This is a genomic window from Leucobacter sp., assembly GCF_053528595.1.
In genome coordinates this window covers 109,502-135,090 of the sequence record NZ_JAIVPF010000086.1, presented here as the reverse complement: position 1 = coordinate 135,090, position 25,589 = coordinate 109,502, and the positions used below count along the sequence as shown (strand labels likewise).

23 protein-coding genes are annotated in these 25,589 nt (G+C 69.8%); 20 read left to right on the top strand and 3 right to left on the bottom strand.

What is annotated here, in order from left to right:
• Positions 1-40: 40 nt before the first annotated feature.
• The 20 genes from ACWKZU_RS17805 to dapF all read left to right on the top strand — a co-directional run bounded on the left by ACWKZU_RS17805 (position 41) and on the right by dapF (position 22,898).
• The gene (locus tag ACWKZU_RS17805; RefSeq protein WP_449283675.1) at positions 41-1,642 is read left to right on the top strand and encodes an APC family permease; all 1,602 of its coding nucleotides are present in this window, start codon (positions 41-43) and stop codon (positions 1,640-1,642) included.
• Positions 1,643-2,302: 660 nt separating this feature from the next.
• A complete protein-coding gene (locus ACWKZU_RS17800; RefSeq protein WP_449283674.1) occupies positions 2,303-2,692 on the top strand; it encodes a hypothetical protein in 390 nt (129 codons plus the stop codon).
• Between the two features lie 105 nt (positions 2,693-2,797).
• A complete protein-coding gene (locus ACWKZU_RS17795; RefSeq protein ID WP_449283673.1) occupies positions 2,798-3,748 on the top strand; it encodes a diguanylate cyclase domain-containing protein in 951 nt (316 codons plus the stop codon).
• A gap of 81 nt (positions 3,749-3,829) precedes the next feature.
• Positions 3,830-4,639 carry a thymidylate synthase gene (locus ACWKZU_RS17790; protein WP_449283672.1) on the top strand — a complete coding sequence of 270 codons (810 nt, stop codon included), beginning with the start codon at positions 3,830-3,832 and terminating at the stop codon, positions 4,637-4,639.
• A gap of 98 nt (positions 4,640-4,737) precedes the next feature.
• Positions 4,738-5,265 (top strand): dihydrofolate reductase, encoded by a 528-nt coding sequence (locus ACWKZU_RS17785; protein ID WP_449283671.1) that lies wholly within the window; start codon positions 4,738-4,740, stop codon positions 5,263-5,265.
• Positions 5,266-5,467: 202 nt separating this feature from the next.
• The gene (dapA, locus tag ACWKZU_RS17780; RefSeq protein ID WP_449283670.1) at positions 5,468-6,445 is read left to right on the top strand and encodes a 4-hydroxy-tetrahydrodipicolinate synthase; all 978 of its coding nucleotides are present in this window, start codon (positions 5,468-5,470) and stop codon (positions 6,443-6,445) included.
• 83 nt (positions 6,446-6,528) lie between these two features.
• A complete protein-coding gene (locus ACWKZU_RS17775; protein WP_449283669.1) occupies positions 6,529-8,205 on the top strand; it encodes a ribonuclease J in 1,677 nt (558 codons plus the stop codon).
• 3 nt (positions 8,206-8,208) lie between these two features.
• Entirely contained in the window at positions 8,209-9,324 is a 1,116-nt protein-coding gene (locus ACWKZU_RS17770) for a lipid II:glycine glycyltransferase FemX (RefSeq protein ID WP_449283668.1), read from the top strand.
• Positions 9,324-10,943, top strand: coding sequence for a murein biosynthesis integral membrane protein MurJ (murJ, locus tag ACWKZU_RS17765; protein ID WP_449283667.1), 1,620 nt, complete (start codon positions 9,324-9,326; stop codon positions 10,941-10,943). The genes ACWKZU_RS17770 and murJ overlap by 1 nt, the downstream gene beginning before the upstream one ends.
• Entirely contained in the window at positions 10,940-11,974 is a 1,035-nt protein-coding gene (locus ACWKZU_RS17760; RefSeq protein WP_449283666.1) for a lipid II:glycine glycyltransferase FemX, read from the top strand. The genes murJ and ACWKZU_RS17760 overlap by 4 nt, the downstream gene beginning before the upstream one ends.
• 69 nt (positions 11,975-12,043) lie before the next feature.
• Positions 12,044-14,956: a DNA translocase FtsK gene (locus ACWKZU_RS17755; RefSeq protein ID WP_449283665.1), complete on the top strand. Its 2,913-nt coding sequence runs from the start codon at positions 12,044-12,046 to the stop codon at positions 14,954-14,956.
• On the top strand, positions 14,956-15,564 hold the full coding sequence (pgsA, locus tag ACWKZU_RS17750) for a CDP-diacylglycerol--glycerol-3-phosphate 3-phosphatidyltransferase (protein WP_449283664.1): 609 nt from the start codon (positions 14,956-14,958) through the stop codon (positions 15,562-15,564). The genes ACWKZU_RS17755 and pgsA overlap by 1 nt, the downstream gene beginning before the upstream one ends.
• Positions 15,561-16,130 carry a CinA family protein gene (locus ACWKZU_RS17745; protein ID WP_449283663.1) on the top strand — a complete coding sequence of 190 codons (570 nt, stop codon included), beginning with the start codon at positions 15,561-15,563 and terminating at the stop codon, positions 16,128-16,130. Before pgsA ends, ACWKZU_RS17745 begins: the two co-directional genes overlap by 4 nt.
• Before the next feature lie 167 nt (positions 16,131-16,297).
• The gene (locus ACWKZU_RS17740; protein ID WP_449283662.1) at positions 16,298-16,618 is read left to right on the top strand and encodes a helix-turn-helix domain-containing protein; all 321 of its coding nucleotides are present in this window, start codon (positions 16,298-16,300) and stop codon (positions 16,616-16,618) included.
• A 99-nt stretch (positions 16,619-16,717) separates the two neighbouring features.
• The gene (locus ACWKZU_RS17735; protein ID WP_449283661.1) at positions 16,718-16,939 is read left to right on the top strand and encodes a DUF3046 domain-containing protein; all 222 of its coding nucleotides are present in this window, start codon (positions 16,718-16,720) and stop codon (positions 16,937-16,939) included.
• Between the two features lie 250 nt (positions 16,940-17,189).
• Positions 17,190-18,269, top strand: a complete 1,080-nt coding sequence (gene recA / locus ACWKZU_RS17730; RefSeq protein WP_449283660.1) for a recombinase RecA — start codon at positions 17,190-17,192, stop codon at positions 18,267-18,269.
• Positions 18,270-18,273: 4 nt separating this feature from the next.
• Positions 18,274-19,209, top strand: a complete 936-nt coding sequence (locus ACWKZU_RS17725; protein WP_449283659.1) for a regulatory protein RecX — start codon at positions 18,274-18,276, stop codon at positions 19,207-19,209.
• 48 nt (positions 19,210-19,257) lie between these two features.
• Positions 19,258-20,829, top strand: coding sequence for a tRNA (N6-isopentenyl adenosine(37)-C2)-methylthiotransferase MiaB (miaB, locus tag ACWKZU_RS17720; RefSeq protein WP_449283658.1), 1,572 nt, complete (start codon positions 19,258-19,260; stop codon positions 20,827-20,829).
• 1 nt (position 20,830) lies between these two features.
• Positions 20,831-21,757: a tRNA (adenosine(37)-N6)-dimethylallyltransferase MiaA gene (gene miaA, locus ACWKZU_RS17715; protein WP_449283657.1), complete on the top strand. Its 927-nt coding sequence runs from the start codon at positions 20,831-20,833 to the stop codon at positions 21,755-21,757.
• Positions 21,758-22,022: 265 nt separating this feature from the next.
• Positions 22,023-22,898 carry a diaminopimelate epimerase gene (gene dapF, locus ACWKZU_RS17710; RefSeq protein ID WP_449283656.1) on the top strand — a complete coding sequence of 292 codons (876 nt, stop codon included), beginning with the start codon at positions 22,023-22,025 and terminating at the stop codon, positions 22,896-22,898.
• A gap of 151 nt (positions 22,899-23,049) precedes the next feature.
• Here dapF and ACWKZU_RS17705 read toward each other — a convergent pair whose 3' ends face one another.
• The 3 genes from ACWKZU_RS17705 to ACWKZU_RS17695 all read right to left on the bottom strand — a co-directional run bounded on the left by ACWKZU_RS17705 (position 23,050) and on the right by ACWKZU_RS17695 (position 25,585).
• Entirely contained in the window at positions 23,050-24,141 is a 1,092-nt protein-coding gene (locus ACWKZU_RS17705; protein WP_449283655.1) for a zinc-binding dehydrogenase, read from the bottom strand.
• The gene (locus ACWKZU_RS17700) at positions 24,138-24,800 is read right to left on the bottom strand and encodes a TetR/AcrR family transcriptional regulator (protein ID WP_449283654.1); all 663 of its coding nucleotides are present in this window, start codon (positions 24,798-24,800) and stop codon (positions 24,138-24,140) included. The genes ACWKZU_RS17705 and ACWKZU_RS17700 overlap by 4 nt, the downstream gene beginning before the upstream one ends.
• Positions 24,801-24,982: 182 nt before the next feature.
• Positions 24,983-25,585 carry a class I SAM-dependent methyltransferase gene (locus ACWKZU_RS17695; RefSeq protein ID WP_449283653.1) on the bottom strand — a complete coding sequence of 201 codons (603 nt, stop codon included), beginning with the start codon at positions 25,583-25,585 and terminating at the stop codon, positions 24,983-24,985.
• Positions 25,586-25,589: the final 4 nt, after the last annotated feature.

The following is a 25,589-nucleotide window of genomic DNA, read 5'->3' as shown; positions in this document are numbered from 1 at the left end:
GAACACGTGGTGAAGCGTGGGAAAGCAGCGGAAGAAGCACATGGCCAAATACGACCTCACAGCACCGGAGCCGGCGACGCGAACGCTGGACTCGGTGACCGGCATCAGCAAGAAGGGGCTCCCCTCCGGCACCGTGGGGGTGCTCGGCGCCCTCGTCATCGGCATCTCGACCTGCGCCCCGGCGTACACGTTGACGTCGGCGGTCGGTCCGGCCGCGAGCGAGGTGGGCTACCAGACGCCCGCCATCTTCCTCATGGGCTTCATCCCCATGCTCCTCGTGGCGCTCGGATACCGCGCCCTCAACGCCGCCATGCCCGACTCGGGCACCTCCTTCACCTGGGCGGCCCGCGCCTTCGGCCCCTGGATCGGGTGGATGGCGGGCTGGGGCCTCATCGCCGCGACCGTGCTGGTGCTCTCCAACCTCGCGGGCATCGCCGTGGAGTTCCTGTTCCAGTCGATCAGCATCGTGGCGGGCGACCCGGCCATCGCCGACCTCGCCGGCAACCGCTTCATCAACATCGCGGTGTGCCTCGGATTCATGGCGCTGGCCACCTTCATCTCCTACCGGGGCATGACCTCGACCAAGATCTTCCAGTACATCACCGTGCTCTTCCAGATGATCGTGCTCGTCTGGTTCATCATCGCCATGTTCGTCGGCGCCGCCGATCCTGCGAACGCCGAGGGCCGCATGCCCGAGCTCTCCTGGTTCAACCCGCTCGAGGTCGACGGCTTCAGCGCCTTCGCCGCCGGCATCGCCGTCTCGATCTTCGTCTACTGGGGCTGGGACACCGTGCTCACCATGGGTGAGGAGACCAAGCCCTCGAAGGGCCGACTCTCGACCGAGAGCAAGGCCGCCATGATCCTCGTCGGGATCCTCGTGGTGCTCTACGTCGGCACGGCCGCGGCCACGGTGGCCTACGCCGGTCTCGGCGACGGACCCACCGGTCTCGGCAACCCGGACATCGCCGAGAACGTGTTCGCGGCGCTCGCGCACCCCGTGATGGGCCCCGCCGCGATCCTGCTGTCGCTCGCGATCCTCGTGAGCGCCATGGCCTCCATCAACTCGACCGCGATCTCGCCCGCGCGCACCCTGCTCGCGATGTCGCACTACCGCGCCCTCCCGCAGTCGATCAAGCGGATCCACCCGAAGTACAAGTCGCCGTACGTCGCCCTGCTGTGGTCGTCGGTCGTCGCCTCGGTCTTCTACGCCGTGATGCGCTTCATCAGCGAGGACGTGCTCTGGGACACGATCACCGCACTCGGCATGATGGTCTGCTTCTACTACGGCATCACCGCGCTCGCGAGCCCCTGGTACTTCCGCAGGACCGCTCTGCGGGAGGGCGCGGGATCGGTGATCTCCAAGATCGTGCTGCCCGCGATCGGCGGCATCCTGCTGCTCATCGTCTTCGTGCAGACCACGGTCGACAGCATGGACCCGAGCTTCGGATCCGGCAGCAACATCGGCGGCATCGGCCTCGTGGGCATCATCGGCGTCGTGGTGCTCGGCCTCGGCGTGGTGCTCATGTTCATCCAGTCGCGGGTGTCGCCCGAGTTCTTCCGGGGCGAGGTGCTCGCGAAGGCAGACGCCAGCAACGATACCTCCGCGGTCGAGGTGTTCGACGACGGGCTCGGCAGCGCCTGATGAAATGACGGCAGAAAAGAGGACATCTTCCAGATGAGCCTTGTCGCCCGCCCGTGCCCTGTAGGAGTCTTCTTCCGGGATTCTCCTGAGAAGACGTCATATGTGATCGCGGCAGAGTCCCCTTACCTTTGGACAGCTTGAAGACGAGGGACCTATGTCATGCATAACTACGAGAGCTCAGATGCGGCGGCCTTTTCTGCTAGCCATCGCTGCGCCCTTGAGGCTGGCACTTTCTGCCTCCATCCCTCAGACTGCTCACGCAGCTCCGCAGCGATTTGTCGTGATTGAAAAGAAAGAGTCAAAGCACGTTACGGGGGGTGTGTTCTCCACGTGCAAGATCACGACCGCGGGTGGGACCTGTTCCATTACAAGGGGAAAGAGCGCCGCCGTCACGATCGGGGTGAGCCTTGGGGCCAGCAGAGGAGTAGTCTCAGCTGGATTGAATATCTCCAACGCAACGACTGTCACAGTGAACGTTTCTTGCACTTCTCCGAAGTTGAAGACTGGTCAGACCTGGAAGGCCCGTTCGGTCGGGTCGAAATACACCTACAAGCTGCAACAGCAGCAGGCCTATAAGACCAAGATCGGAAAGACCTACTGGAAGACGGTGAAGACGAGCGGGGTCTTGACCGCCTTCGAGCCGTATTCTTCCGCTGTATCATGCGGTCTGTAGGTCGTCCCCTGCTGCTGCTGCTCGGTGCGTGTTCGATCGCGGTATCGCTCGCGCTGGCTGGATGCGGGAAGCAGGTGCAGACTCCGGTAGGTGAACTGCGTGGCGGCTCGCTGGAAGAGGTGACTGAACGGGTGAGCGAGTCGAGTCTGCTGCTGATCCAGGATGCCTCTTCTCGGATAGGGCTCGAGGCGCAGTATGCCGAGGATTCCTATCCCGATCGGTGGGCGATCGTCGCTCTCTGCGCGGACGCGCCCTCCCTCGAGGGGTCAGAGACGGTGGAAGTCGCGGTCGTGCCCGAGGAATCTATGTCAGAACACGTTTTGCTGTCAGACTTGTTCGAGGACGCGGTCGCATGCGAGGGACTCGCTTTTCGATGACTCGCCTCCGCGCGGTATGCTGCTCGCCTCGCCGCTGGACTCGCAGGTCGAGTCGATAGAAGCTTGAAGCGAGGCGTGCTGGAAGAGAGTGAATGAGGTGAGCGAGTGCCGCTATTCCGGATACCGCAGTCGGATCGCTCCATCGCGACTGCCGCCTACCTCTTCGCGGGCGCGCTGTTCGCCACCCTCAACGTGACGGTGTTCCGGGTCGACGAGAACCCCCGCATCGACGTGCTCGTCACCGCGGTGCTCAGCACGCTCGTCGGCTGCGGAGTGCTCATCCGCGGCAGGCGCTTCTCGACCACCGCGGCCGGCGTGCTGATGACGCTCGTGACGGTGTTCGTGGTGCCCACGGTGGCCTTCACGCCGAACGAGGTCCGGGCGCTGAACTTCGGGCTGCTCTTCTTCCCGTTCTTCATCTACGTGGTCTGGTTCCTGCCGATGCGGGTGGCCCGCCTGCTGGGGTACACCTGGCTGCTGCTCTACGCCGTGATCGTCATCGTGCGGTTCGGCGAGCCCATGTATCCGGTGCTGACCACCCTCGCGCTGACGGGTGCGGTGCTCGGCGAACTGGTCGGCCGCTTCAAGCGGCGGCTCGAGCGAGCATCGATCACCGATCCGCTGTGCGACGTGTGGAACAAACGCGGCTTCGAGCGGCTGCTCCCGAAGGCCATCTCGAACGCCGAGCGCACCGGGCGCCCCCTCTCCCTGCTGTACGTGGACCTCGACGAGTTCAAGACGATCAACGACCGGCTCGGCCACGGCGAGGGCGATCGCGTGCTGCGCGAGTTCTCCCGCGCCATGCAGGATCGCGTGCGGCAGCAGGACGTCTTCGCCCGCTTCGGCGGCGACGAGTTCGCGCTGCTGCTCGTCGACTGCGACGCGGACCAGGCGAGACTCACCGGCGAGCGGCTGCAGCGCGAGGTCGATGCGACGCCCTGGTCGTTCGGGATCTCCGAGTGGAGCCTCGGCGAGCAGCCCGACGAGTTCATCTCGCGCGCCGACATGCGGATGCTGAGCGGGAAGCAGGAGCGGCGCGGCGCGGCGCGCGCGTGAGCGGCCCGGCATGCGCATGAGCGGCCCGGCATGCGCGGCGGCTCACGGGTCTCGCGAGCCGCCGGGGGTAGACTCGGGGGCGTGACTGCGAACCCGATCCCGACCCCCTACGAGGACCTGCTGCGCGAGGTCTACGAGCACGGCACCCCGAAGTCGGACCGCACCGGCACGGGAACCCGCAGCCTCTTCGGACGGCAGATCCGGTACGACCTCTCCGAGTCCTTCCCGCTCATCACGACCAAGCGGGTGCACTTCAAGTCCGTGGCCGTCGAGCTGCTGTGGTTCCTGCGCGGCGAGGGCAACATCGACTTCCTGAAGCAGCACGACGTCACCATCTGGGACGAGTGGGCCGACGAGAACGGCGACCTCGGTCCCGTCTACGGCGTGCAGTGGCGGTCGTGGCCCGCCCCGAACGGCGAGCACATCGATCAGATCGCGAGTGTCATCGAGCAGCTGCGCAGCAACCCCGATTCGCGGCGCATCATCGTCTCCGCCTGGAACGTCGCCGAGCTCGACGAGATGGCGCTCGCTCCGTGCCACGCCTTCTTCCAGTTCTACGTCGCGGACGGCCGGCTCTCCTGCCAGCTCTACCAGCGCTCCGCCGACATGTTCCTCGGGGTGCCGTTCAACATCGCCAGCTACGCCCTGCTCACGCTCATGATCGCGCAGCAGACGGGGCTCGAGCCCGGCGAGTTCGTGTGGACCGGCGGCGATTGCCACATCTACGACAACCACGTGGAGCAGGTCGAGCGTCAGCTGGCCCGCGATCCCTACCCGTACCCGCGCATCGAGATCCGCAAGGCCGACTCGATCTTCGACTACACGCTCGACGACTTCGAGGTGATCGGCTACGAGCACCATCCGGGCATCAAGGCCCCGGTAGCGGTGTAGGGGCCGGTCCGCGGCGATCCCGCGCGGGTGAAGCGCACCGCGGGGGATCCCAGAGAGAGACTGCGACTTCGCGCAGGACGACGAGGAGAGGCGGAGCCATGAGGATCGGCATGATCTGGGCCGAGGCCCGCGGCGTCGACGGCCGCGGCGCGATCGGGCGCGGGGGAGAGATGCCCTGGCACCTCCCCGAGGATCTCGCCCACTTCCGCCGCGTCACGACGGGGGCGCCCGTGCTCATGGGGCGACGCACCTGGGAGTCGCTGCCCGAGCGCTTCCGTCCGCTTCCCGGCCGCGAGAACGTCGTGGTGTCGCGGGATCCCGGCTTCGACGCGCCCGGCGCGATCGTGGCGCACTCGGTCGAGGAGGCGCTGGCCGAGATCGGGGATCGCGGTGCGCAGCTCGGGTGGATCATGGGCGGCGGGCAGCTCTACCGTGCGGCGATGCCACTGGCCGACGAACTGGTGGTGACGCGGATCGAGCTCGACGTGCCCGACGCCGACACCTTCGCGCCGGAGATCGGCCCCGAGTGGGAGCTGGTCGATCCCGGCGAGCCGCTCGTCGCCGCGAGCGGTCTCGGCTATCGCTTCGAGCGCTGGGTGCGCGTTTCCGCGGCCGGCGAGCGCTAGGCCGAGCCGGTGCCTCGGAGAGGCCGGCGCTTCGGTGTCGGACCGGCGCGACGAAGGAGCGGCGCGCCGGGGGTTCCCGGTCTCGGCGAACGGCCGACGAGTCGGATCGGTCGGCCCCTGCGCGAGTGACGGGCCGTCGGATCCGCCCGGCCGGAGCGGGCTCGGGACGGTCAATGTCGGAGGAGTCCGGTAGCCTAGTGAGGTGGCAAACCAGGAAAACCCCTTCGGTCAGGTACTCGTCGCGCTCGTCACGCCCTTCCAGGCGGACGGCGAGGTCGATTGGGCCGCGACCGAGAAGCACATCGACGACTGCATCGCGAGCGGTGCCGACGGCATCGTGGTCACCGGCACGACCGGTGAGACCTCCACGCTCACCGACCCCGAGAAGATCAAGCTCGTCGAGGTCGCGAAGTCGGTGTCGAGCGGTCGCGCGAAGGTGATCACGGGCGGCGGGTCCAACGAGACGGCGCACGCGATCGAGCTCTACCGGGCCAGCGAGAAGGCCGGCGCCGACGGCGTGATGATCGTCACCCCCTACTACAACAAGCCCACCCAGGCGGGGCTGCTCACGCACTTCCGCATGGTCGCCGACGCCACCGAGCTGCCGGTGATCCTGTACGACATCCCCGGCCGCACCGGCGTGCCGATCAAGTACGAGACGATCCTGCGTCTCGCGAAGCATCCGAACATCCTCGCGGTGAAGGACGCCAAGGGCGACTTCAGCGAGGTGAGCCGCGTGCTCAACCAGACCGATCTCATGTACTTCTCGGGCGACGACGCGAACGTGCTGCCGCACCTCGCGATCGGCGCGACCGGTCTCATCGGCGTGACCGCGAACATCGCGGCGGCGCCGTACCGGGCCATCATCGACGCGGTCAACGCGGGCGATCTGCACACGGCCCGCGACATGCACCAGCGGCTCGAGCCGCTCGTGCGCGCCGTCATGACCCACGTGCCGGGCACGGTGGCGGCGAAGTACATCCTGCACGGCCTGGGCCGCATCGGCAGCCCGCGCGTGCGCCTGCCCCTCGTCGGCCCGGAGGAGTGGGAGGCCGCCCTCATCGAGGACGAGCTCGCGCTCGTGGGCGACGTGCCGGGCATCGATCTGTCGAACTTCAGGCCGGACCGCAACGCGGCAGCCGGCGGTGCACTGCCCAAGATCGCAGGCACCACCCGCTAACGAAGCGGCCCCCTGAGCCTGTCGAAGGGGGGTGACCGATAGCCGTTCCCCCTCGACGGGCTCAGGGAACGGGCAAGGAATATATGACGAATCCCCCCTACGCTCCTCCCGCTCTCGAACCGGGAACCCTCCGCATCACGCCGCTCGGCGGTCTCGGCGAGGTCGGTCGCAACATGACCGTCTACGAGATCGACGGCAAGCTGCTGATCGTCGACTGCGGCGTCTTCTTCCCCGAGGTGCAGCACCCGGGCGTCGACCTGATCCTCCCCGACATCACCAAGATCGAGGACCGCCTCGGCGACATCGTGGCGGTGGTGCTCACGCACGGGCACGAGGATCACATCGGCGGCGTGCCGTACCTGCTCAAGCTGCGCGAGGACATCCCGCTCGTCGGATCCAAGCTCACGCTCGCCTTCGTCGAGGCGAAGCTCAAGGAGCATCGCATCCGCCCGGTGACCCGGGTGGTGGCCGAGGACGACCGGGTGCAGTACGGCCCCTTCGACCTCGAGTTCATCGCCGTGAACCACTCGATCCCCGATGCGCTCGCCGTGGCCATCCGCACCGACGCCGGCCTCGTGATCGGCACCGGCGACTTCAAGATGGATCAGCTGCCCCTCGACGGCCGCATCACCGACCTGCGCGCCTTCGCGCGGCTCGGCGAGGAGGGCGTCGACCTCTTCATGACCGACTCGACGAACGCCGACGTGCCGGGCTTCACGCCGCTCGAGAAGGACATCGGCCCGGTCATCGAGCAGGTCATCGCCAAGACGCCGGGCAAAGTCGTCGTCGCGAGCTTCTCGAGCCACGTGCACCGCGTGCAGCAGGTGCTCGACGCGGCGCATGCGAACGGGCGGCGCGTCGTGCTGCTCGGCCGCTCGATGGTGCGCAACATGAAGATCGCGGCCGATCTCGGGTACCTCGAGGTTCCCGAGGGCGTGCTGGTCGACCTCAAGAAGAGCGGCGACATCCCCGACCACCGCATCGTCTACATGTCCACGGGCTCGCAGGGCGAGCCGATGGCGGTGCTGAGCCGCATGGTCAACCGCGAGCATCAGGTCGAGGTGGGCACGGGCGACACCGTGATCCTCGCCTCGAGCCTCATCCCGGGCAACGAGACCTCCGTCTACCGCGTGATCGACGGCCTCATCAAGCTGGGCGCCCACGTGGTGCACAAGGGCAACGCGAAGGTGCACGTCTCGGGGCACGCCGCCGCGGGCGAGCTGCTCTACTGCTACAACATCGTGCGGCCCAAGAACGTCATGCCCATCCACGGCGAGTACCGCATGCTGGTGGCGAACGCCGCGCTCGCGATCGAGACGGGCGTACCGCAGAACCGCACCGTCATCGCCGAGAACGGCACGGTCGTCGACCTCGTCGACGGCGTGGCCCGCGCGGTGGGCCAGCTCGACACCGATTTCATCTACGTCGACGGCAAGAGCGTCGGCCGCGTCACCGACGACGATCTGCGGGATCGCCGCACGCTCGCGGAGGAGGGCTTCATCTCGGTGATCACCGTGGTGGAGACCACGCTCGGCCAGATCGTCTCGGGCCCCGAGGTCCACGCGAAGGGCGTCGCGGAGGACGATCACGTCTTCGACAAGATCAAGCCGCAGATCGCGAGCGCCCTCGAGGACGCGATGAAGGACGGCGTCACGGATCACCACCAGCTGCAGCAGATCGTGCGCCGCACGATCGGTCGCTGGGTGGGCACCAAGCTGCGCCGCAAGGCCATGATCGTGCCCGTCGTGGTGGTGGTCTGAGCGGTGGCGGGATCCCTCGCGGGTGCCGCCTCCTCCGGAGGCGCGGTCGCGCGCTTCGCCGATGAGGCGGAGCGCGCCGGCTGGGACGCGCTCGTCGCGGCCAACCCGGGCGGGGGCGAGGTCTGGATGGGCGACGCCTATCTCGACGTGAAGCGCGAGCAGGGCGCGTATCGCGACTACCGGGTGGTCGTGGATCGGCCCTCCCGCCCGTCCATCGCGGTCGGCGTGCTCGCGAAGCGCGTGCCGCTGCTCGGGGAGTGGTGGCACCTGCCGGCGGGCCCGGCCGGGGAGGACGTCGCCGCGGTGCTCGGAACGGCTTCGGCGGTGGCGGATCTCGCGCGCTCGCGCGGCGCGTTCCTGCTGAAGATCGAGCCGCGCCTCGATCCCGGCGCGCGCGCCGCGATCCTCGCAGCGGGGTACCGGGACACCGTGCGCATCATCCCGAACCCCTCGACGGTGCTCCTCGACCTCGGCGAGCCCGGGCGCTCCGACGCGGAGCTGCTCGCGGGCCTCGGCAAGAAGGCGCGCAACTCGATCAACCGCGCCCGCCGCGACGGCATCGAGGCGTCCCGCGTGCCCGCGAGCGACGAGAACTGCGCAGCCCTGTACCGCCTGCTGCAGGAGACCGCCGAGGGGCGGTTCGTGCTGCGCTCCGAGGAGTACTACCGCGCGTTCTGGCAGGGCTTCGAACGCGCCGGATCCGGCCAGATGTTCCTCGCCCACCGCGCCGGTGCAGATGGAGAGCCCGAGTTGATCGCGGGCGCCTACGCGATGGCGCTCGGCGACAGGACCACCTACAAGGACGGCGCCTCGGTGCGCGCCAAGTCGGCGTACGGGGCCTCGCACGCGCTGCAGTGGGAGGTGATCCGCTGGGCCGCCGAGCGCGGCGCGCGGGTGCACGATCTCTGCGGCGCGCCCCCGTCGGATCGCGCGGACGACCGCGACCACCCCCTCTTCGGGGTCGGGCAGTTCAAGCGCTCCTTCGCGCCCGAGATCACCGACTACGCCGGCGCCTTCGACCTGCCGCTGAAGCCGCGCGCCTACGCGCTCTGGGTGCGGCTGGGGGATCGCCTCGCGCGGCGCTGGTCGCTGGCCGTCAGGAAGGATCCCTACTACTGATGGCCGCCGGAATCATGCGCGCGAGCGCGGTCATGGCCTCGGGCACGATGGTCTCGCGCATTCTCGGGCTCGCGAAGGCCATGCTGCTCGCGTACGCCATCGGCTCGGTGGGCTCGGTGTCCGCCGACGCCTTCCAGAACGGCAATCTGCTGCCGAACACGCTGTACATGATCCTGCTCGGCGGCATGTTGAACGCCGTGCTCGTGCCCCAGATCGTGAAGGCCGCGCAGAACCCCGACGGCGGGGCCGGGTACATCAACAAGATCCTGACGCTGATCTCGGTGGGCATGTTCGCGATCACGGTGCTCGCGATGCTCGCGGCGCCGTGGATCGTGTGGCTCACGGCGATCGCCTGGCCGCCGGAGCAGCTCGCGCTCGCGACGGCCTTCGCCTACTGGTGCCTGCCGCAGATCGTGTTCTACGGCCTCTACACGGTGCTTGGCGAGGTGCTCAACGCGAGGAGCGTCTTCGGGCCGTTCACCTGGGCGCCGGTGCTCAACAACGTGATCGCGATCGCGGGCATCGTGGTGTTCATGCTGATGTTCGGGGCCGACCCGACGGGCCGGCAGCGCACGGTCGTCGACTGGGACGCGACCTCGATCGCCGTGCTCGGCGGCAGCGCGACGCTCGGGGTGGCCGCGCAGGCGCTGATCCTCTTCGCCTCGTGGCGCAAGGCCGGCCTGCGCTACCGTCCCGACTTCAAGTGGAAGGGCATGGGGCTCGGCCGCACCGCGCGGATCGCGGGCTGGAGCCTCGCGACGATCACCGTGATGCAGCTCGGCGGCTTCGTCACGAACAACGTCGTCGCGATCGGCACCGGCGAGGGGCCGTCGACGAGCGCCATGGCCAACGTCTGGCTGATCTTCATGATGCCGCACTCCGTCATCGCCGTATCGCTCGCCACCGCCTACTTCACGAGGCTCTCGGAGTGGGGGCAGACGGGGCGCATGAGCGAGTTCGTCGAGGACTTCTCGGCCTCGGCGCGGCAGATCGCGCTCGTCATGGTGCTCGCGGCGGCGGCGCTCTTCGCAGCCGCTCCCTTCGTGGCCCGCATCATCAACTTCGGCGCGACGCCGCTGCAGGTCGATCAGTTCTCCCAGGCACTGCAGGCCTACGTCGTGAGCCTCGCCGCCTACAGCTTCCTGTTCATCGTGCAGCGCGCCTTCTACGCGCTCTCCGACACGCGCACGCCGTTCGTGTTCACGACGATCCAGATGGGGATCGTGATCGCGCTCTCCCTGCTGCTCGTCTTCGCCCCCGAGGCCATGATCGGCATGCTGTTCGCGCTCGTGTGGTCGTTCGCGACGATCGTGCAGGCGCTGCTGGCGACCTGGCTGCTGCGACGCAAGATCGGATCGATCGACGGGCGCCGGATCGCGCAGAGCCTCGTGCGCTACGTGCTCGCCGCGATCCCGGCGCTCCTCGCGGGGCTGCTCGTGACCTGGCTGCTGCGATCGGCGGTGCCCGGCTACGACGCCGTGCTCGCGATCCCCTTCGCCGTCGCGGTCGCCGCGGTGGTCGGCGCCGTCTACGTGATCCTGCTCGGTCTGCTGCGCTCCCCGGAGCTCGCCGAGCTCACCGCCTTCGTCTCCCGCAAACTCGGAAGGAACCGCTCGTGACCTCCCTCTCCGTCGCCCCCTGCACGGATCGCGCCCTCTGGGACACGACGGTGAGGGATCTGGGCGGCCACCCGCTGCAGCTCTGGGGCTGGGGCGAGCTCAAGTCGGCCCACCGCTGGAGCGCCGAGCGCGTGCTCGTGCGCGCGGGCGCGGGACCCGACGCCCGCATCGTCGGTGCGTGCCAGCTGCTCACCCGCTCGCTGCCCGGCCCGCTGGGCGGCTTCGTGTACGCTCCCCGCGGCCCGGTGCTCGCGCGGAGCGGTGAGTATCCCGAGCGCCTCGCGGCCTCGCCGGCGCCCGCGGAGGTGGCGGACGCCGTGGCCGACTACGTGGAGAGCTCCCGTCGCGCCGTCGCGGTGTCGATCGAACCCGATGAGGATGCGGGGGAGTTCCCGCTCGGCGACCGGTGGCGGGAGGCCAGGACGCCCGTGCTGCCGGCGCGCACGCTGATCCTCGACCTGCGGCGCTCGGAGGACGAGCTGCTCGCCGACATGTCGAAGAAGCACCGCCAGTACGTGCGGAAGGCGGGGCGCGAGGAGTCGCTGTCGATCCGGCCGGTCGAGACGCTCGAGCAGCTCGACGCGTGCCTCGAGGTGTACCGGGAGACGAGCGAGCGAGCCGACTTCGGGCTGCACGAGGACTCCTACTACCACGACGCCTTCACGATGCTGGGGGAGGACTCGCCCGTCTGGGCGGCCTACGTGGAGGATCGCCCGGTCGCCTTCCTGTTCATGGCGAAGTCGGCGCGCACCGCCTTCGAGCTCTACGGCGGCATGGACGAGACCGGGCAGCGGCTGCGCGCCAACTACGCGCTCAAGTGGCACGTGATCCGGCACATGAAGTCGCTCGGGATCGAGCGCTACGACTTCGGCGGGCTGATCAACGACGGCGTCACGACGTTCAAGAAGGGCTGGGCCTCGCACGAGAACCTGCTCGCGGGGTCGTGGGACCGCCCCGGTCCCGGGTACACGATCTGGACCGAGGGGCTGCCCCTCGTCAAACGGGTCGTGCGCAAGCTGCGCCGCCGCTGATCACTTCCGATTCCGCGGGGGCCGGAGCGTCACCTCGCGAATGTCGGAGGTCGAAAGTACCCTCGTAGTATGGCCAGCAAAGCTTCGTCGCGCGAAAAATCGGGCAAGACCACGGCACGGGGTTCCCGTTCCGCGGGCACCCGTGCGACCGCGAGGACAAAAGTGCTCGCCGAGCCGGAGCCCACGGAGGGCGTGCTCGTGCGCGCCTGGAACGGGCTCGCGCACGGGGTCGGCGGCGCCGCCCGGGCGTTCCGGATCGAGCCCCTCGCTCCCGAGGATCGCCGCGACGGCGTGCCCCTGCTGCTGGTGCTGCTCGCCGTGATCGGCGCGGTCGTGGAGTGGTTCTTCATCGGGCAGCCGCTCGCGGTGCAGCTCGACGCGTGGACCTTCGGCGGTCTCTTCGGCCGTGTGGCGTTCGGCCTCCCCATCATCATGGTCGGCTTCGCGATGTGGCTCTTCAACCACCCGTCGAGCGTCAACGACAACCGCCGTATCGCGATCGGCCTGTTCCTCACGATCACGAGCATCGCGGGGCTCTCGCACATCTACGGCGGACAGCCGATCCCGCGCGACGGGATGCCCGCGCTCGCCGAGGCCGGCGGGCTGCTCGGCTGGATGGTCGGGGCGCCGCTGCTCTTCCTCACGGTGTGGGTGGCCACCCCCGTGCTCTCCCTGCTGCTCGCCATGTCGGTGCTGATCATCACGAAGACGCCGCCGGGTCGCATCCTGGGTCGCCTGCGCGAGGCGTACGCCTTCCTCTTCGGGGTGGTCGAGGGCGAGGCGGCCGACGGCGCGAAGCCCGAAGTCGCTGAGACGAAGAAGTCGCGCCGCTCGCGGAAGAACGATCAGGACGCCCTGTTCGACCTGGAGGACCAGGAGGGCGACGGCTCCTCCGTGCCCTGGTGGCGACGCACCGACTCGGGTCGCGAGGAGGATCCGGACTACGCCGGCGACCGCGCGGGGCTCGACGCCGCACTCGGCGGCTCGGCCGACGAGGCGAAGGCCGACGGGGCCTTCGAGTCCGCGCTCGCGCCCGAGGCCTCGACCGGCGTGTTCCCCTCCGACCTCTTCGACGAGCTCGACCAGGCGGAGGCCGCGGTGCAGGCCGTCGGCGGCGTGCGCGCCTCCGGTCTGAGCGACGACTCGTGGGACGGCTTCGCGGGAACCCCCGAGGAGGTCGCGGCACCCCCCGCCGAGGCCGCGCCCACGGCGGCCTTCGCGGTCGCACCCCCGCACGACCCCGCGGCGAGCCGCGCGGAGTACCGCCTGCCCGACCAGTCGACCCTCGCGGCGGGCGATGCGCCCAGGACCCACACCGACGCGAACGATCAGATCATGGCCGCGATCGCCCGCGTGTTCGAGGAGTTCAAGGTCGACGCCAGGGTGTCGGGCTTCTCGCGCGGCCCGACGGTCACGCAGTACGAGGTGGAGCTCGGCCCGGGTGTGAAGGTGGAGAAGGTCACGGCGCTGTCCAAGAACCTCTCCTACGCGGTGGCCTCGAACGAGGTGCGCATCCTCTCGCCGATCCCCGGCAAGAGCGCCATCGGCATCGAGATCCCGAACAAGGACCGTGAGAACGTGGCGCTCGGCGACGTGCTGCGCTCGAACAAGGCGCAGCGCAGCGCGCACCCCATGACCATCGGCGTCGGCAAGGACGTCAAGGGCGGCTTCGTCGTGGCGAACCTCGCCAAGATGCCGCACCTGCTCGTGGCGGGCGCCACCGGCTCCGGCAAGTCGAGCTTCATCAACTCGATGATCACGAGCATCCTCATGCGCGCGACGCCGGCCGAGGTGCGCATGGTGCTGGTCGACCCGAAGCGGGTCGAGCTCACCGTCTACCAGGGCGTGCCGCACCTGATCACCCCCATCATCACGAACCCCAAGAAGGCGGCCGAGGCGCTGCAGTGGGTCGTGAAGGAGATGGACATGCGCTACGACGATCTGGCGAGCTTCGGCTTCCGCCATATCGACGACTTCAACGAGGCCGTGCGCTCCGGCTCCATCGTGCTGCCCGAGGGCAGCCAGCGCGTGCTCAAGCCGTACCCGTACCTGCTCGTGGTGGTCGACGAGCTCGCCGACCTCATGCTCGTCGCGCCGCGCGACGTCGAGGACTCGATCCAGCGCATCACGCAGCTCGCCCGCGCCGCGGGCATCCACCTCGTCCTCGCCACGCAGCGGCCCTCGGTCAACGTGGTCACCGGCGTCATCAAGTCGAACGTGCCGAGCCGCTACGCCTTCGCCGTGGCCTCGGGCACCGATTCGCGCGTCATCCTCGACGAGGTGGGCGCGGAGCGGCTGATCGGCCAGGGCGACGGCCTGCTGCTGCTCAACGGGGAGTCGACGCCGATGCGCGTGCAGGGCGCCTGGGTCGGCGAAGCCGAGATCGCCCAGGTGGTCAGCCACGTCAAGGCCCAGGCCCAGCCCGAGTACCGGGCCGACGTGGCGCAGGCGGCCGAGAAGAAGGAGATCGACGAGGACATCGGAGACGATCTCGAGGTGCTGCTCGCCGCGATCGATCTCGTGGTCACGTCGCAGTTCGGCTCGACCTCGATGCTGCAGCGCAAGCTGCGCGTCGGGTTCGCGAAGGCCGGTCGCCTCATGGACCTCATGGAGTCCCGCGACATCGTCGGCCCCTCGGAGGGGTCGAAGGCGCGCGACGTGCTCGTGACTCCCGAGCAGCTGCCCGAGGTGATCGCCCGCATCAAGGGCGGCTCGCCGGCGGGCCCCGCAGCCGCGGCCTTCGCGCCGCCGGTCGCGCCTCCCGCCACCCAGGTGCTGCCGCAGCAGGTGGAGCCTCCGGCGGCCGAGCGGGCGCAGCCGGCCGTCGAGGAGTCCGCCACGGACGTGCTCGAACCGCTGACGGAGTCCGACGGATTCGGCGATGCGCGATACGACGACCCGATCGCCCAGTACCAGGCCGGCCTCGATGAGGTCGAGGGCGACGACGACGAAGACGCGTGGCAGCTGACGGGGCGGGACTGATGACGAGCAGCGAGAGCGCGGGGCCGGCACCGGCGAAGCCGGGCAACTGGAACGCGCCCAATGTCATCACCACCGCGCGCATCGTCGCGACCCCCTTCTTCGTGTGGATGCTGCTCGCCGATGACGGCGCGAACGGACCGTGGCGCTGGGCTGCGGCGGTGTTCTTCGTCGTGGCCATCGCCACCGACGCGTGGGACGGGTATCTCGCGCGATCCCGCGGCCTGATCACCGATCTGGGCAAGCTGCTCGACCCGATCGCCGACAAGTTCCTCACGGGCTCCGCGCTCGTGGGCCTCTCGATCCTCGGCGAGCTGCCCTGGTGGGTGACCGTCGTCGTGCTCGTACGCGAGATCGGCATCACGATCCACCGCCTCATGATCGCTCACGACGTGGTGGTCGCGGCGGCGTGGATGGGCAAGCTCAAGACCGTCGCCCAGTCGGTCGCGATCACCCTGGCGCTCCTGCCCCTCGCGAGCGTGCTCGGACCGGCCGCTCCGATCGCCTACTGGGCCAACGTCGTGACGATGACCATCGCGGTGCTGCTCACGATCCTGAGCGGCGTCGACTACGTCCTCGGCTTCGTGCGCGCGCGGCGGGGCGCCCGGTGACGGGCGGGCTCGAGCAGCCCGACGGGGTGCCGCTCGTCGCCGAGCGGGCGCTCGCGGCGGGAGCCATCGAGTGGGCCGCCGCGCGCGGGCTCCGCATCGCGGTCGCGGAGTCCCTCACCGGAGGGTTGCTGGCAGACGCGCTGGTGAAGATACCGGGGGCCTCACGGGCCCTGTCCGGCGGGATCGTCGCCTACGACACCTGGTTGAAGCACTCGCTGCTGGGCGTCGATCTCGACCTGCTGCGGGAGAACGGGCCGGTGGACGAGCAGGTCGCGATGCAGATGGCCGCGGGAGTGCGCGCGGCGTGCGCGGTACCCGCGGATGACGGCGGCTCTCCGGCGACGCCCGCCGACATCGGCGTCTCCACGACCGGGGTGGCGGGTCCCGACCCGGATCCGCAGACCGGACAGCCCGCGGGCACGGTCTGGATCGCGGTGAGCGCGGGGGATCGGACGCGTGCGAAGCGCTTCGCGTTCACGGGGGATCGGGCCGCGATCCGCCAGGCCGCCGTGCACGCGGCGCTGGAGTTCCTGGCCGCCGAGACGTCCGATCTCACCAAAATCTGAGTCGACTCGACTCAAGTTCAGCGAAGTTTCAGGAATAGACCCGCTAACCTCGGGGTTACTCTCAGTGACACCGATCAGACTGGACGGTGTTCCCGCAGCGGCAATCCCGCTTGCGAGCGGGTATGGTGGAGGCACGGCCCCGGTCGTGCGAGTGAAGGAGGGCCCACATGGTGCTGATGCGTCAGGAGATCGGCGACGTGCTGCGTGACTTCCGTCTGCAGAAGGGCCGCACGCTGCGTCAGGTGGCCGGGGAGGCGAGTGTCGCGCTGGGATATCTGAGCGAGGTGGAGCGCGGTCAGAAGGAGGCCTCGAGCGAGATTCTCGCCGCGGTCGCCGATGCGCTGGACACCCCGCTCTCGGTGATCATGGGTGAGGTGAGCGAGCGTCTCGCGGTGGTCGAGGGTCTCTCGATCCCGCTGACCGATCGCGTGCCCGACACGATTCCGGCGGATCTGGTCTCGGGGTATGCGCCCGAGCTCGTATCCTGACCCGGTGCGACGAGCAGGCTTCCGCGCGGACTGCGCGCGGTCCCGGCGCCCGACCCTCGCGGGTCGGGCGCTTCGCCGTTTCCCGGGGGTGATGTCGTCGTGCGGTTGAGCGAGTTCCGGCGGGCGTGCGTCGCCGAGTTCGGCGAGGACTACGCGGGTGTGCTGTTGCGCGACCACTGGCTCGCGGCGCTCGGCGGGACGGCGAACGAGGCCCTCGAGCGAGGCGTCGCCGCGCGAGCGGTCTGGGAGGCGCTCTGCGTCGACCTCGGGGTGCCCGAGCATCGTCGCTACGGCCGCGGCCTGCGCGATCCCCGTGAGTGAGCGCGGTGCGACCGCGACACGCGGATCCGAATCCTTCGAATATGTGTTCGAAAGGTGCTATCTTCGTGCACAGGTGAGTTGAACCGCTCTCTCATCCACAGATCGACCGCTCGACCCGTCAGTGTCGGTGGTTCCTCCTAGGGTGTGAAGCAGTCGGCCATCGATGCCTTGTCTGCCCCGCCTCGGGGTCAAGACAGTCGGTAGGCAGCAACCCAGCGGCGCGACCGCGCACACACGAAGGAGCAGGACCATGGCAGCACCCAAGGATCGCGAGAAGGCGCTCGAAGCCGCACTCGCGCAGATCGACAAGAACTTCGGCAAGGGCGCGATCATGCGCATGGGCAGCGTCGAGCGCGCGCCCGTCGAGGTGATCCCCACCGGGTCGGTCGCGCTCGACGTCGCCCTCGGTATCGGCGGGCTGCCGCGCGGCCGCATCATCGAGATCTACGGCCCCGAGTCCTCGGGCAAGACGACGCTCACGCTCCACGCCATTGCGAACGCGCAGCGCGCCGGGGGCATCGCCGCCTTCATCGACGCCGAGCACGCGCTCGATCCCGAGTACGCGAAGAAGCTGGGGGTCGACATCGACGCCCTGCTGGTCGCGCAGCCCGACACCGGCGAACAGGCGCTCGAGATCGCCGACATGCTCATCCGCTCCGGCTCCGTCGACCTGGTCGTCATCGACTCGGTCGCGGCGCTCGTGCCGAAGGCCGAGATCGATGGCGAGATGGGCGACAGCCACGTCGGTCTGCAGGCCCGGCTCATGTCGCAGGCGCTGCGCAAGATCACCGGCAGCCTCAACGCCACGAAGACCACGTGCATCTTCATCAATCAGCTGCGCGAGAAGGTCGGCGTGTTCTTCGGCAGCCCGGAGACCACGTCCGGCGGAAAGGCGCTCAAGTTCTACGCCTCGGTGCGACTCGATATCCGTCGCATCCAGACGCTGAAGGACGGCACCGATGCGGTGGGCAACCGGACCCGCGTCAAGGTGGTCAAGAACAAGATGGCTCCGCCCTTCAAGCAGGCCGAGTTCGACATCCTCTACGGCGTGGGCATCTCCCGGGAGGGGTCGCTCATCGACTACGGCGTCGAGCACGGTTTCATCAAGAAGAGCGGCGCCTGGTTCACGTACGACGGCGATCAGCTGGGGCAGGGCATGGAGAACGCGCGTCGCTTCCTCATCCAGCACCCCGAGGTCGCCTCCGAGATCGAGGAGAAGATCCTCACGAAGCTCGGCGTGAACGGACGCGGCGAGGAGGAACCGCAGGCGGATGCGCCGGTCGCCCCGGTCAGCCCGGTGTCCGAGACGCAGCAGCGCGCGAGCGCCTGATCCCGTGGCGGTTCGGTTTCTGCCGGAGCCCGGTGAACGCTCCGCCGAGGCGGCCGAGGATCGCGGCGATCTCGCCGAGGTGATCGAGCTGCGCGCGTTGCTCAAGCGACGCGCGTGGGACGCTCCAGGGGGAGCTGCGGGCGGAGCCGGCTCTGCGGACGCTTCGGTCGACTCTGCAGACACTCGGGCCGATGCCGGGGGCACGCGGGCCGCTGCCACCGGCGCTTCGGCCGTCGGCGCACCGATCGAACCTGTCGGCACCGAACCCGACGGGGCCGACATCGACGGAGCCGAACCCTTCGGCACCGAACCCGACGGGTCCGACATCGACGCCGCCGGTGCTGCGACCCGGCACGGAGGTGTCACCGGCGCCGCCGCGGCGATCTCGACCGGTTTCGGGAGTCTCTCCCGTGAGGAGGGGGAACAGTGCGCGAGTGAACGCGAGGGCCCCTCCGCCACCGAGGACGGGGTGCGGATCCTCGCGCGGCGCGCGCGGTCGAGCGGCGAGCTCCGGGACGAGCTGCTGCGACTCGAGCACGACCCCCACGAGGTGGAGCAGGTCGTCGCCGAGTTCGAGAGCAGCCACTACCTCGACGACCTCGGGCTCGCCCGCGTGCTCACCGAGAAGCTGCGCGACACCAAGCGCGCAAGCCGATCCCAGATCCGGTTGAAGCTGCGCGAGCGCAGACTGCCGGACGCGGTCATCGATGAGGCCGTGGGCGAGCTCGATGCCGACGAGGAGTTCGTGATCCTGCGCGAGACCGCGCAGGATCGCGCCCGCAAGCTGGCGGGTCTCGACCGCCAGACGGCGGAACGGCGCCTGCTCGGATTCCTCGCCCGGCGGGGCTGGTCGGGCGAGCCGGCCATGCGCGCGGCGCGCGAGGCGCTCGACGGAGCCTCGCGGAGCGGCGGGCCGGGCGGCGGGGTGCGCTTCCGCTAGCGCGGCGGGCGGCGAACGGCGCGGCCGCGCGTCGGTAAACTGGAACGCATGAGTCTCGCAACCGCCGAACCCACCGCGATCGCGCCGTCGCCCGCCGCACTGCGGCCCGATGGAAGCCCCCGGAGCTACACGGTGCGCACGCTCGGCTGCCAGATGAACGTGCACGACTCGGAGCGTATGTCGGGCTCCCTCGAGGCCGCCGGCTACGTGCCCGCTGACGATCCCGAGCACGCCGACGTCGTCGTCATCAACACCTGCGCCGTGCGTGAGAACGCCGCCAACAAGCTCTACGGCAACCTCGGCCACCTCGCCGGCGTGAAACGCGAGCGCGAGGGCATGCAGATCGCGGTCGGCGGCTGCCTCGCCCAGAAAGACCAGGGCACCATCGTCGAGAAGGCCCCCTGGGTCGACGTGGTCTTCGGCACCCACAACATGGGCTCGCTGCCGCAGCTGCTGGAGCGCGCGAGGCACAACGCCGAGGCCCAGGTCGAGATCCTCGAGGCGCTCGAGATCTTCCCCTCGACGCTGCCCACGAAGCGCGACTCGGCATCGAGCGGCTGGGTGTCGATCTCGGTCGGGTGCAACAACACCTGCACCTTCTGCATCGTGCCCTCGTTGCGGGGCAAGGAGAAGGACCGCCGCCCGGGCGACGTGCTGGCGGAGGTGCAGGCGCTCGTCGACGACGGCGCCATCGAGGTCACCCTCCTCGGGCAGAACGTCAACACCTACGGCGTCGAGTTCGGAGACCGGCAGGCCTTCGGCAAGCTGTTGCGCGCCATGGGCGAGATCGATGGGCTGGAGCGCGTGCGCTTCACGAGCCCCCACCCCGCCGCCTTCACCGAGGATGTGATCGCCGCGATGGCCGAGACCCCCAACGTCATGCCGCAGCTGCACATGCCGTTGCAGTCGGGCTCCGACACGATCCTCAAGGCCATGCGTCGCTCCTACCGCTCCAAGAAGTTCCTCGGCATCCTCGACGCCGTCCGCGAGCGGATCCCGCACGCCGCGATCACCACCGATATCATCGTCGGCTTCCCCGGAGAGACGGACGAGGACTTCGAGGACACGCTGCGGGTGGTGGAGCAGTCCCGGTTCTCCAGCGCCTTCACCTTCCAGTACTCGATCCGCCCGGGCACCCCCGCGGCCACCATGGAGCATCAGATCCCGAAGGCGGTCGTGCAGGAGCGCTACGAGCGGCTGATGGCGCTGCAGGAGCGCATCTCGCTCGAGGAGAACCAGGCGCAGATCGGCCGCACTGTCGACGTGCTCGTGTCGGTCGGCGAGGGCAAGAAGGACGCGGAGACCCGCCGCCTCTCGGGCCGCGCCGAGGACAACCGCCTGGTGCACTTCGCCGTGCCCGAGGGCGCGGAGGAGCCCCGGCCGGGCGACGTGGTGACCGTGCGGGTATCCGAGGCCGCACCGCACTTCCTGATCGCCGACGCCGCCGCTCCGTCCGACGCCGCGGGCGCGCCCGACGTGTACGACGTGCGCCGCACCCGCGCCGGCGACGCCTGGGACCGCCGCCAGGCCGACAGCTGCGGCGTACCCGCGCCCGCCGCCGGCACCCCGAAGTCCGTCGGCCTCGGCATGCCGACCATCCGCACCATCACCACGCGCTGACGTGGCGCGGTCAGCACTCCCCGGCGCTCCCGAGCCGCGTCTGTGGGCGATCGTCGGTGCGACGGGCGCGGGCAAATCGGCGCTGTCGCTCGACCTCGCCGAGGAGCTGGCCTCGGCCGGCCGACGGGTGGAGATCGTCAACGCCGATGCGATGCAGCTGTACCGGGGCATGGACATCGGGACGGCGAAGCTGCCGCTTCGCGAGCGGCGCGGGATCCCGCATCACCTCTTCGACGTGCTCGAACCGGGTGAGGAGGCCGCGGTCGCCTGGTACCAGTCGCTCGCACGATCGGTGATCGAGCAGCTCGCGGCGAGCGGCTCCGATGTCATCCTGGTCGGCGGCTCGGGGCTCTACGTCTCGAGTGTGCTCTTCGACTTCCGCTTCCCGCCGCGCGACGAGGCGCTGCGAGCCCACCTCGAGTCGGAACTCGAGGACGAGGGCGTCGAATCGCTGCTCGAGCGGCTGCGCGCGGTGAGCCCCGAGACCGCGGACGCCGTCGACACCCGCAACCCGCGCCGTGTGGTGCGCGCCCTCGAAGTGGCGCTGCTCGGCGGCGATGCGCAGGTGACGCTGCCCGAGGAACCGCGGCTGTGGCGCCCCGGCACCAGCATCCTCGGCGTGCGCTGCGAGCGCGCCGTGCTCGTCGAGCGGCTCGACCGGCGCGTCGAGCGGATGTGGGCCGGCGGTCTGCTCGACGAGGTGCGCGGGCTGATCCCGGACGGCCTGCGGGAAGGGAGGACCGCGAGCCGCGCGATCGGCTACGCCCAGGCGCTCGCGCAGCTCGAGGGACGCATGACGGAGGCGGAGGCGATCGCAGAGACCCAGGCCCTCACCAGGCGCTATGCGCGCCGTCAGGTGAGCTGGTTCAAGCGCTACCCCGGAGTCGAGTGGATCGACGCCGCGGCCGTCGAGGACGGCGCGCCGTGACGGCGGGCGGCGCGGCTTCGCGATCCGCAAGTTCGCGGCGGCGGACGAGGACGCCGTGGCGGCGCTGTGGGAGGTCTGAGGGCTGACCCGTCCGTGGAACGACCCGCGCGCCGACATCGCCCGCAAGTCGAGCGTGCAGCCGGGTGATCGGGCCGGTGATGGCGGGCTACGACGGGCACCGCGGCTGGCTCTACTCCCTCGCGAGCGCACCCGACCGGCGCGGCGAGGGCATCGGCCGCGCGCCGTGCGCCCGTAGACTGGAGCAATGACCACGCTCTCCTTCACCAAGGGCCACGGCACGGGCAACGACTTCGTGCTCTTCACCGACCCCGAGGGGGAGCGCGCACTCACGCCCGAGCAGATCCGCTTCCTCTGCGATCGCCGCTTCGGCATCGGCGCCGACGGCGTGATCCGCGCCGTGCGCTCCCGCGCGATTCCCGAGGGTGACGCGATCCTCGATGAGGAGCCCGAGGCCGAGTGGTTCATGGACTACTGGAACGCCGACGGCACCCCCGCGGAGATGTGCGGCAACGGGATCCGCGTCTACGCGCACTATCTCATCTCCGAGGGGCTCGTCGCGCCCGAGCGCCGCGACACGCTGCCCATCGGCACGCGAGCCGGCGTCAAGGACGTGCTCGCGGGGGTCTCGGGCTACACGGTGGATCTCGGCCGCTGGCGCCTCGCGGAGGAGCGGCTCGTGGCGGCGCACGGCCTCGACGTGGCGCGCCCGGGGCTCGGGATCGACCTCGGCAATCCGCACGTGGTCGCCGCCCTCGCGCACGTCGGCGAGCTCGAGGGCCTCGACCTGCACCGCGCCCCGGCGCTCGATCCCGCACCCGCCGAGGGTGCGAACATCGAGTTCGTCGTGCCCGAGGAGCCGCTGGTGAAGGACGGCGTGGCGCGCATCCGCATGCGCGTGCACGAGCGGGGCGTCGGCGAGACGCTCTCCTGCGGCACGGGCACTGCGGCGGCCGCGCTCGCCTTCCGCCACTGGGGCGGAGCGGGCATGCCGAACCACTGGAGCGTCGAGGTGCCCGGCGGCCGTCTGGCCGTGCGCATGTTCCCCACCGAGGAGGGGGAGCACGTGTCGCTGAACGGCCCCGCGGAGCTCGTGTACTCCGGGGAGATCGAGCTGCCGTAGGCCGGCCCGGGCCCGCTTTGAAGTCATCCTGCGTGAGCGGAGCGAATCGCGGGATCCATACCTCGAGGCGCGCGGCGAGTCCGGACCCCGCCCGGCACGACGGCGCCCGCCGTGCTCCGCCGAGCGGCGACTCGGCGGAGCATCGCTTGCGCTACGACAGGTCCGTGACCACCACGCGAGCGATCTTCGGATCCTTGAGCGAGGCGTAGCCCTCGTCGATCTCGGAGAGCGAGATCTCCTTCGACACCAGCGAGTCGAGCTCGAAGCGGCCCTCGAGGTACAGCTTCGCGTAGAGCGGGATGTCCCGCTTGGCGTTCGTCGAGCCCATGTACACGCCTTCGATGCGCTTCCTGCCGGTGAGCATGCCGATCGAGGAGATCGAGAGCGTCGCGGCGGGATCGAGCACGCCGATGAGGTAGAGGCCGCCGCCGGGCGCCACCATCTCGAGGGCCTGCTCGGTGACCGCTCCCACACCGACGAAGTCGAACACGGCGTCGGCGCCGCTGCCGGTGATCTCCCGCACCTCGGCGACGGGATCCGTCTGCGTGGAGTCGATCACGTGGGTGGCGCCGAAGGCCTTGGCGCGCTCGAGCTTGTCGTCCGCGATGTCCACGGCGATGATGGTGGCGGCCCCCGCGGTGACCGCTCCGTTGATCGCGTTGAGGCCGACCCCGCCGAGGCCGATCACCACGACCGTGTCGGAGGGCTGCACGTCCGCGGTGTTCAGCACCGCTCCGGCGCCCGTCACCACGCCGCAGCCGAGGAGCGCGGCCTGCGGCCACGGCATCTCCTCCGGCACGGGCGCGAGCTGGTTCTCGTGCACGAGCACCTGCTGGGCGAAGCCGCCGAGCCCCATGCCCTGCGCCACGGGCGCCCCGTTCTCGGAGATGCGGGGCGCCTCTCCGGGTGCCCGCAGAGTCGCGTCGGGGTGCAGGCAGATGGTGGTGCGGCCCGCGATGCAGTTCTTGCAGGTGCCGCAGTACTGCACCAGGCACCCGACGACGTGGTCGCCCACCGCGAACTGCGTCACCTCCGGCCCGATCTCCGCGACGACGCCCGCGACCTCGTGGCCGAGCACCATCGGGGCCGCGTAGCCGAGATCGTGATTGGCCGCGAGCTCGTCGGAGTGGCACAGGCCGGACGCCCGCACCTCGACCCGCACCTCGCGGCCCGTCGGTGCGGCGAGATCGACCTCCGCGATCTCGAAGCCCGAGCCGAGTTCCCTGACGATTGAAGCTTTCACCGATTCGTTCCTTTCTCCGGGGCCCGTCGCCCGCTGGCCGACGGGGGCTGTGCGCGCCCGCCGTCGTGCATCCACGGCGGCATGAGCGCGAAGAGGTGCTGCGCCAGCGTCTCCTCGTCGACCGAGGCCGTGCCGAGCAGCCACGCGGCGATGAGATTGGTGGCGGCACCCGCGATGTAGGCGGACGCGAGATCCGGTCGGATGCCCGGGGGCGGCGAGCAGAAGAGGTCGATGTGCCGACGGATCGCCCGCTCGAGCGCGGCCGCGGTGTCCTCGCCGATGCCGGTGGTGCCGGCGACCGAGAACGCGAGCCGGTACAGATCGCGATTGGCGGCGAAGTGGGCGACGAGGTCGCGCTGCGACTGCAGCATCGCGGCCCCGGGATCCGAGAGGAGATCCGCTTCGGCGGCCTGCGCGATCGCATCGAAGTGGAGCTGCTGCAGGCGGAGGGCGAAGTCGCCGAGATCCGCGAAGTGCACGTAGAACGCGGATCGGCTCACGCCGGCCTGCTGCACGAGCGAGCTCACCGAGATGGGCAGGCCCTGGAGGCCCATGCGCTCCGCGGCGGCGAAGAGGTCGTTCCGCACGCGCTCCGCCCGCGGATCGTTCGAGCGCTTCGCCCGCCTCCGGGCGTCCTCCTGCGGTGCCTGCTCGCCCATGGCCTCAGGCTAGCAGCTTTCGTGGACAGGTGTCTACGAAATCTGAGACGCGTCGATCCCACCCCCAGCCTCCCGATCTTCGCGCGTCAGTAGTTGCTATGAAACGGAGGTTTTGCTGACAACTACTGGCGCGCGAAGATGTCTTCCGGTGGGGGGAGAGAGAAAGAGAGAGGCGGGCGCCCTCAGCGCCGGGCGCGGATCACGTGGAAGCCCTTGTCCCGGGCCGCGCGATCCACCTCCAGCTCGGGGAACTCCGCGGCGATCCAGCGTTGCAGCGAGTCGGCCCCGAGGTGCTTCGCCACCACGAGACGCGCCGTGCCGCCGTCGGCGAGCCGGGGGAGCCACTGCCGCAGGATCCCGTGCAGCACGTCCTTGCCCACGCGGATCGGGGGGTTCGAGCGCATGTCGGTGAACCGCAGCTCCGCGGGCACGTCGTCCGGGCTCCCGACGCGCACATTCGCGAGGCCGAGACGCGCCGCGTTCGTGCGGGTGAGCTCCCGCGACCGCTCGTTGACGTCGATGGCCCACACCTCCCGCTCGGGCGCGCGCAGCGCGGCGTCCAGCGCGATCGGCCCCCACCCGCAGCCGATATCGAGGATCGGGCCCGAGCCCTCGCCCGTATCCTCGAGCGATCGCAGCAGCACCGCGGTGCCCCGGTCGAGGTGCTCGGGGCTGAAGACGCCGCCGGCGGTGAGGACGGTGCGGGGCGCCCCCGCGAGGCGCACCTCGATCTCCCGGGCCCGATACTCGCCCGCGGGCGTCTCTGAGAAGTAGTGCTGCGTCACCCCT

What these genes read in the sequence shown, in the direction of transcription:
- ACWKZU_RS17785 (WP_449283671.1), top strand. Translation starts at nt 4,738, where the DNA reads ATGAGGATCGGCATGATCTGGGCCGAGGCCCGCGGCGTCGACGGCCGC.
- ACWKZU_RS17755 (WP_449283665.1), top strand. Translation starts at nt 12,044, where the DNA reads ATGGCCAGCAAAGCTTCGTCGCGCGAAAAATCGGGCAAGACCACGGCA.
- ACWKZU_RS17805 (WP_449283675.1), top strand. Translation starts at nt 41, where the DNA reads ATGGCCAAATACGACCTCACAGCACCGGAGCCGGCGACGCGAACGCTG.
- dapF (WP_449283656.1), top strand. Translation starts at nt 22,023, where the DNA reads ATGACCACGCTCTCCTTCACCAAGGGCCACGGCACGGGCAACGACTTC.
- ACWKZU_RS17775 (WP_449283669.1), top strand. Translation starts at nt 6,529, where the DNA reads ATGACGAATCCCCCCTACGCTCCTCCCGCTCTCGAACCGGGAACCCTC.
- murJ (WP_449283667.1), top strand. Translation starts at nt 9,324, where the DNA reads ATGGCCGCCGGAATCATGCGCGCGAGCGCGGTCATGGCCTCGGGCACG.
- recA (WP_449283660.1), top strand. Translation starts at nt 17,190, where the DNA reads ATGGCAGCACCCAAGGATCGCGAGAAGGCGCTCGAAGCCGCACTCGCG.
- miaB (WP_449283658.1), top strand. Translation starts at nt 19,258, where the DNA reads ATGAGTCTCGCAACCGCCGAACCCACCGCGATCGCGCCGTCGCCCGCC.
- pgsA (WP_449283664.1), top strand. Translation starts at nt 14,956, where the DNA reads ATGACGAGCAGCGAGAGCGCGGGGCCGGCACCGGCGAAGCCGGGCAAC.
- ACWKZU_RS17740 (WP_449283662.1), top strand. Translation starts at nt 16,298, where the DNA reads ATGGTGCTGATGCGTCAGGAGATCGGCGACGTGCTGCGTGACTTCCGT.
- ACWKZU_RS17800 (WP_449283674.1), top strand. Translation starts at nt 2,303, where the DNA reads ATGCGGTCTGTAGGTCGTCCCCTGCTGCTGCTGCTCGGTGCGTGTTCG.
- ACWKZU_RS17700 (WP_449283654.1), bottom strand. Translation starts at nt 24,800, where the DNA reads ATGGGCGAGCAGGCACCGCAGGAGGACGCCCGGAGGCGGGCGAAGCGC.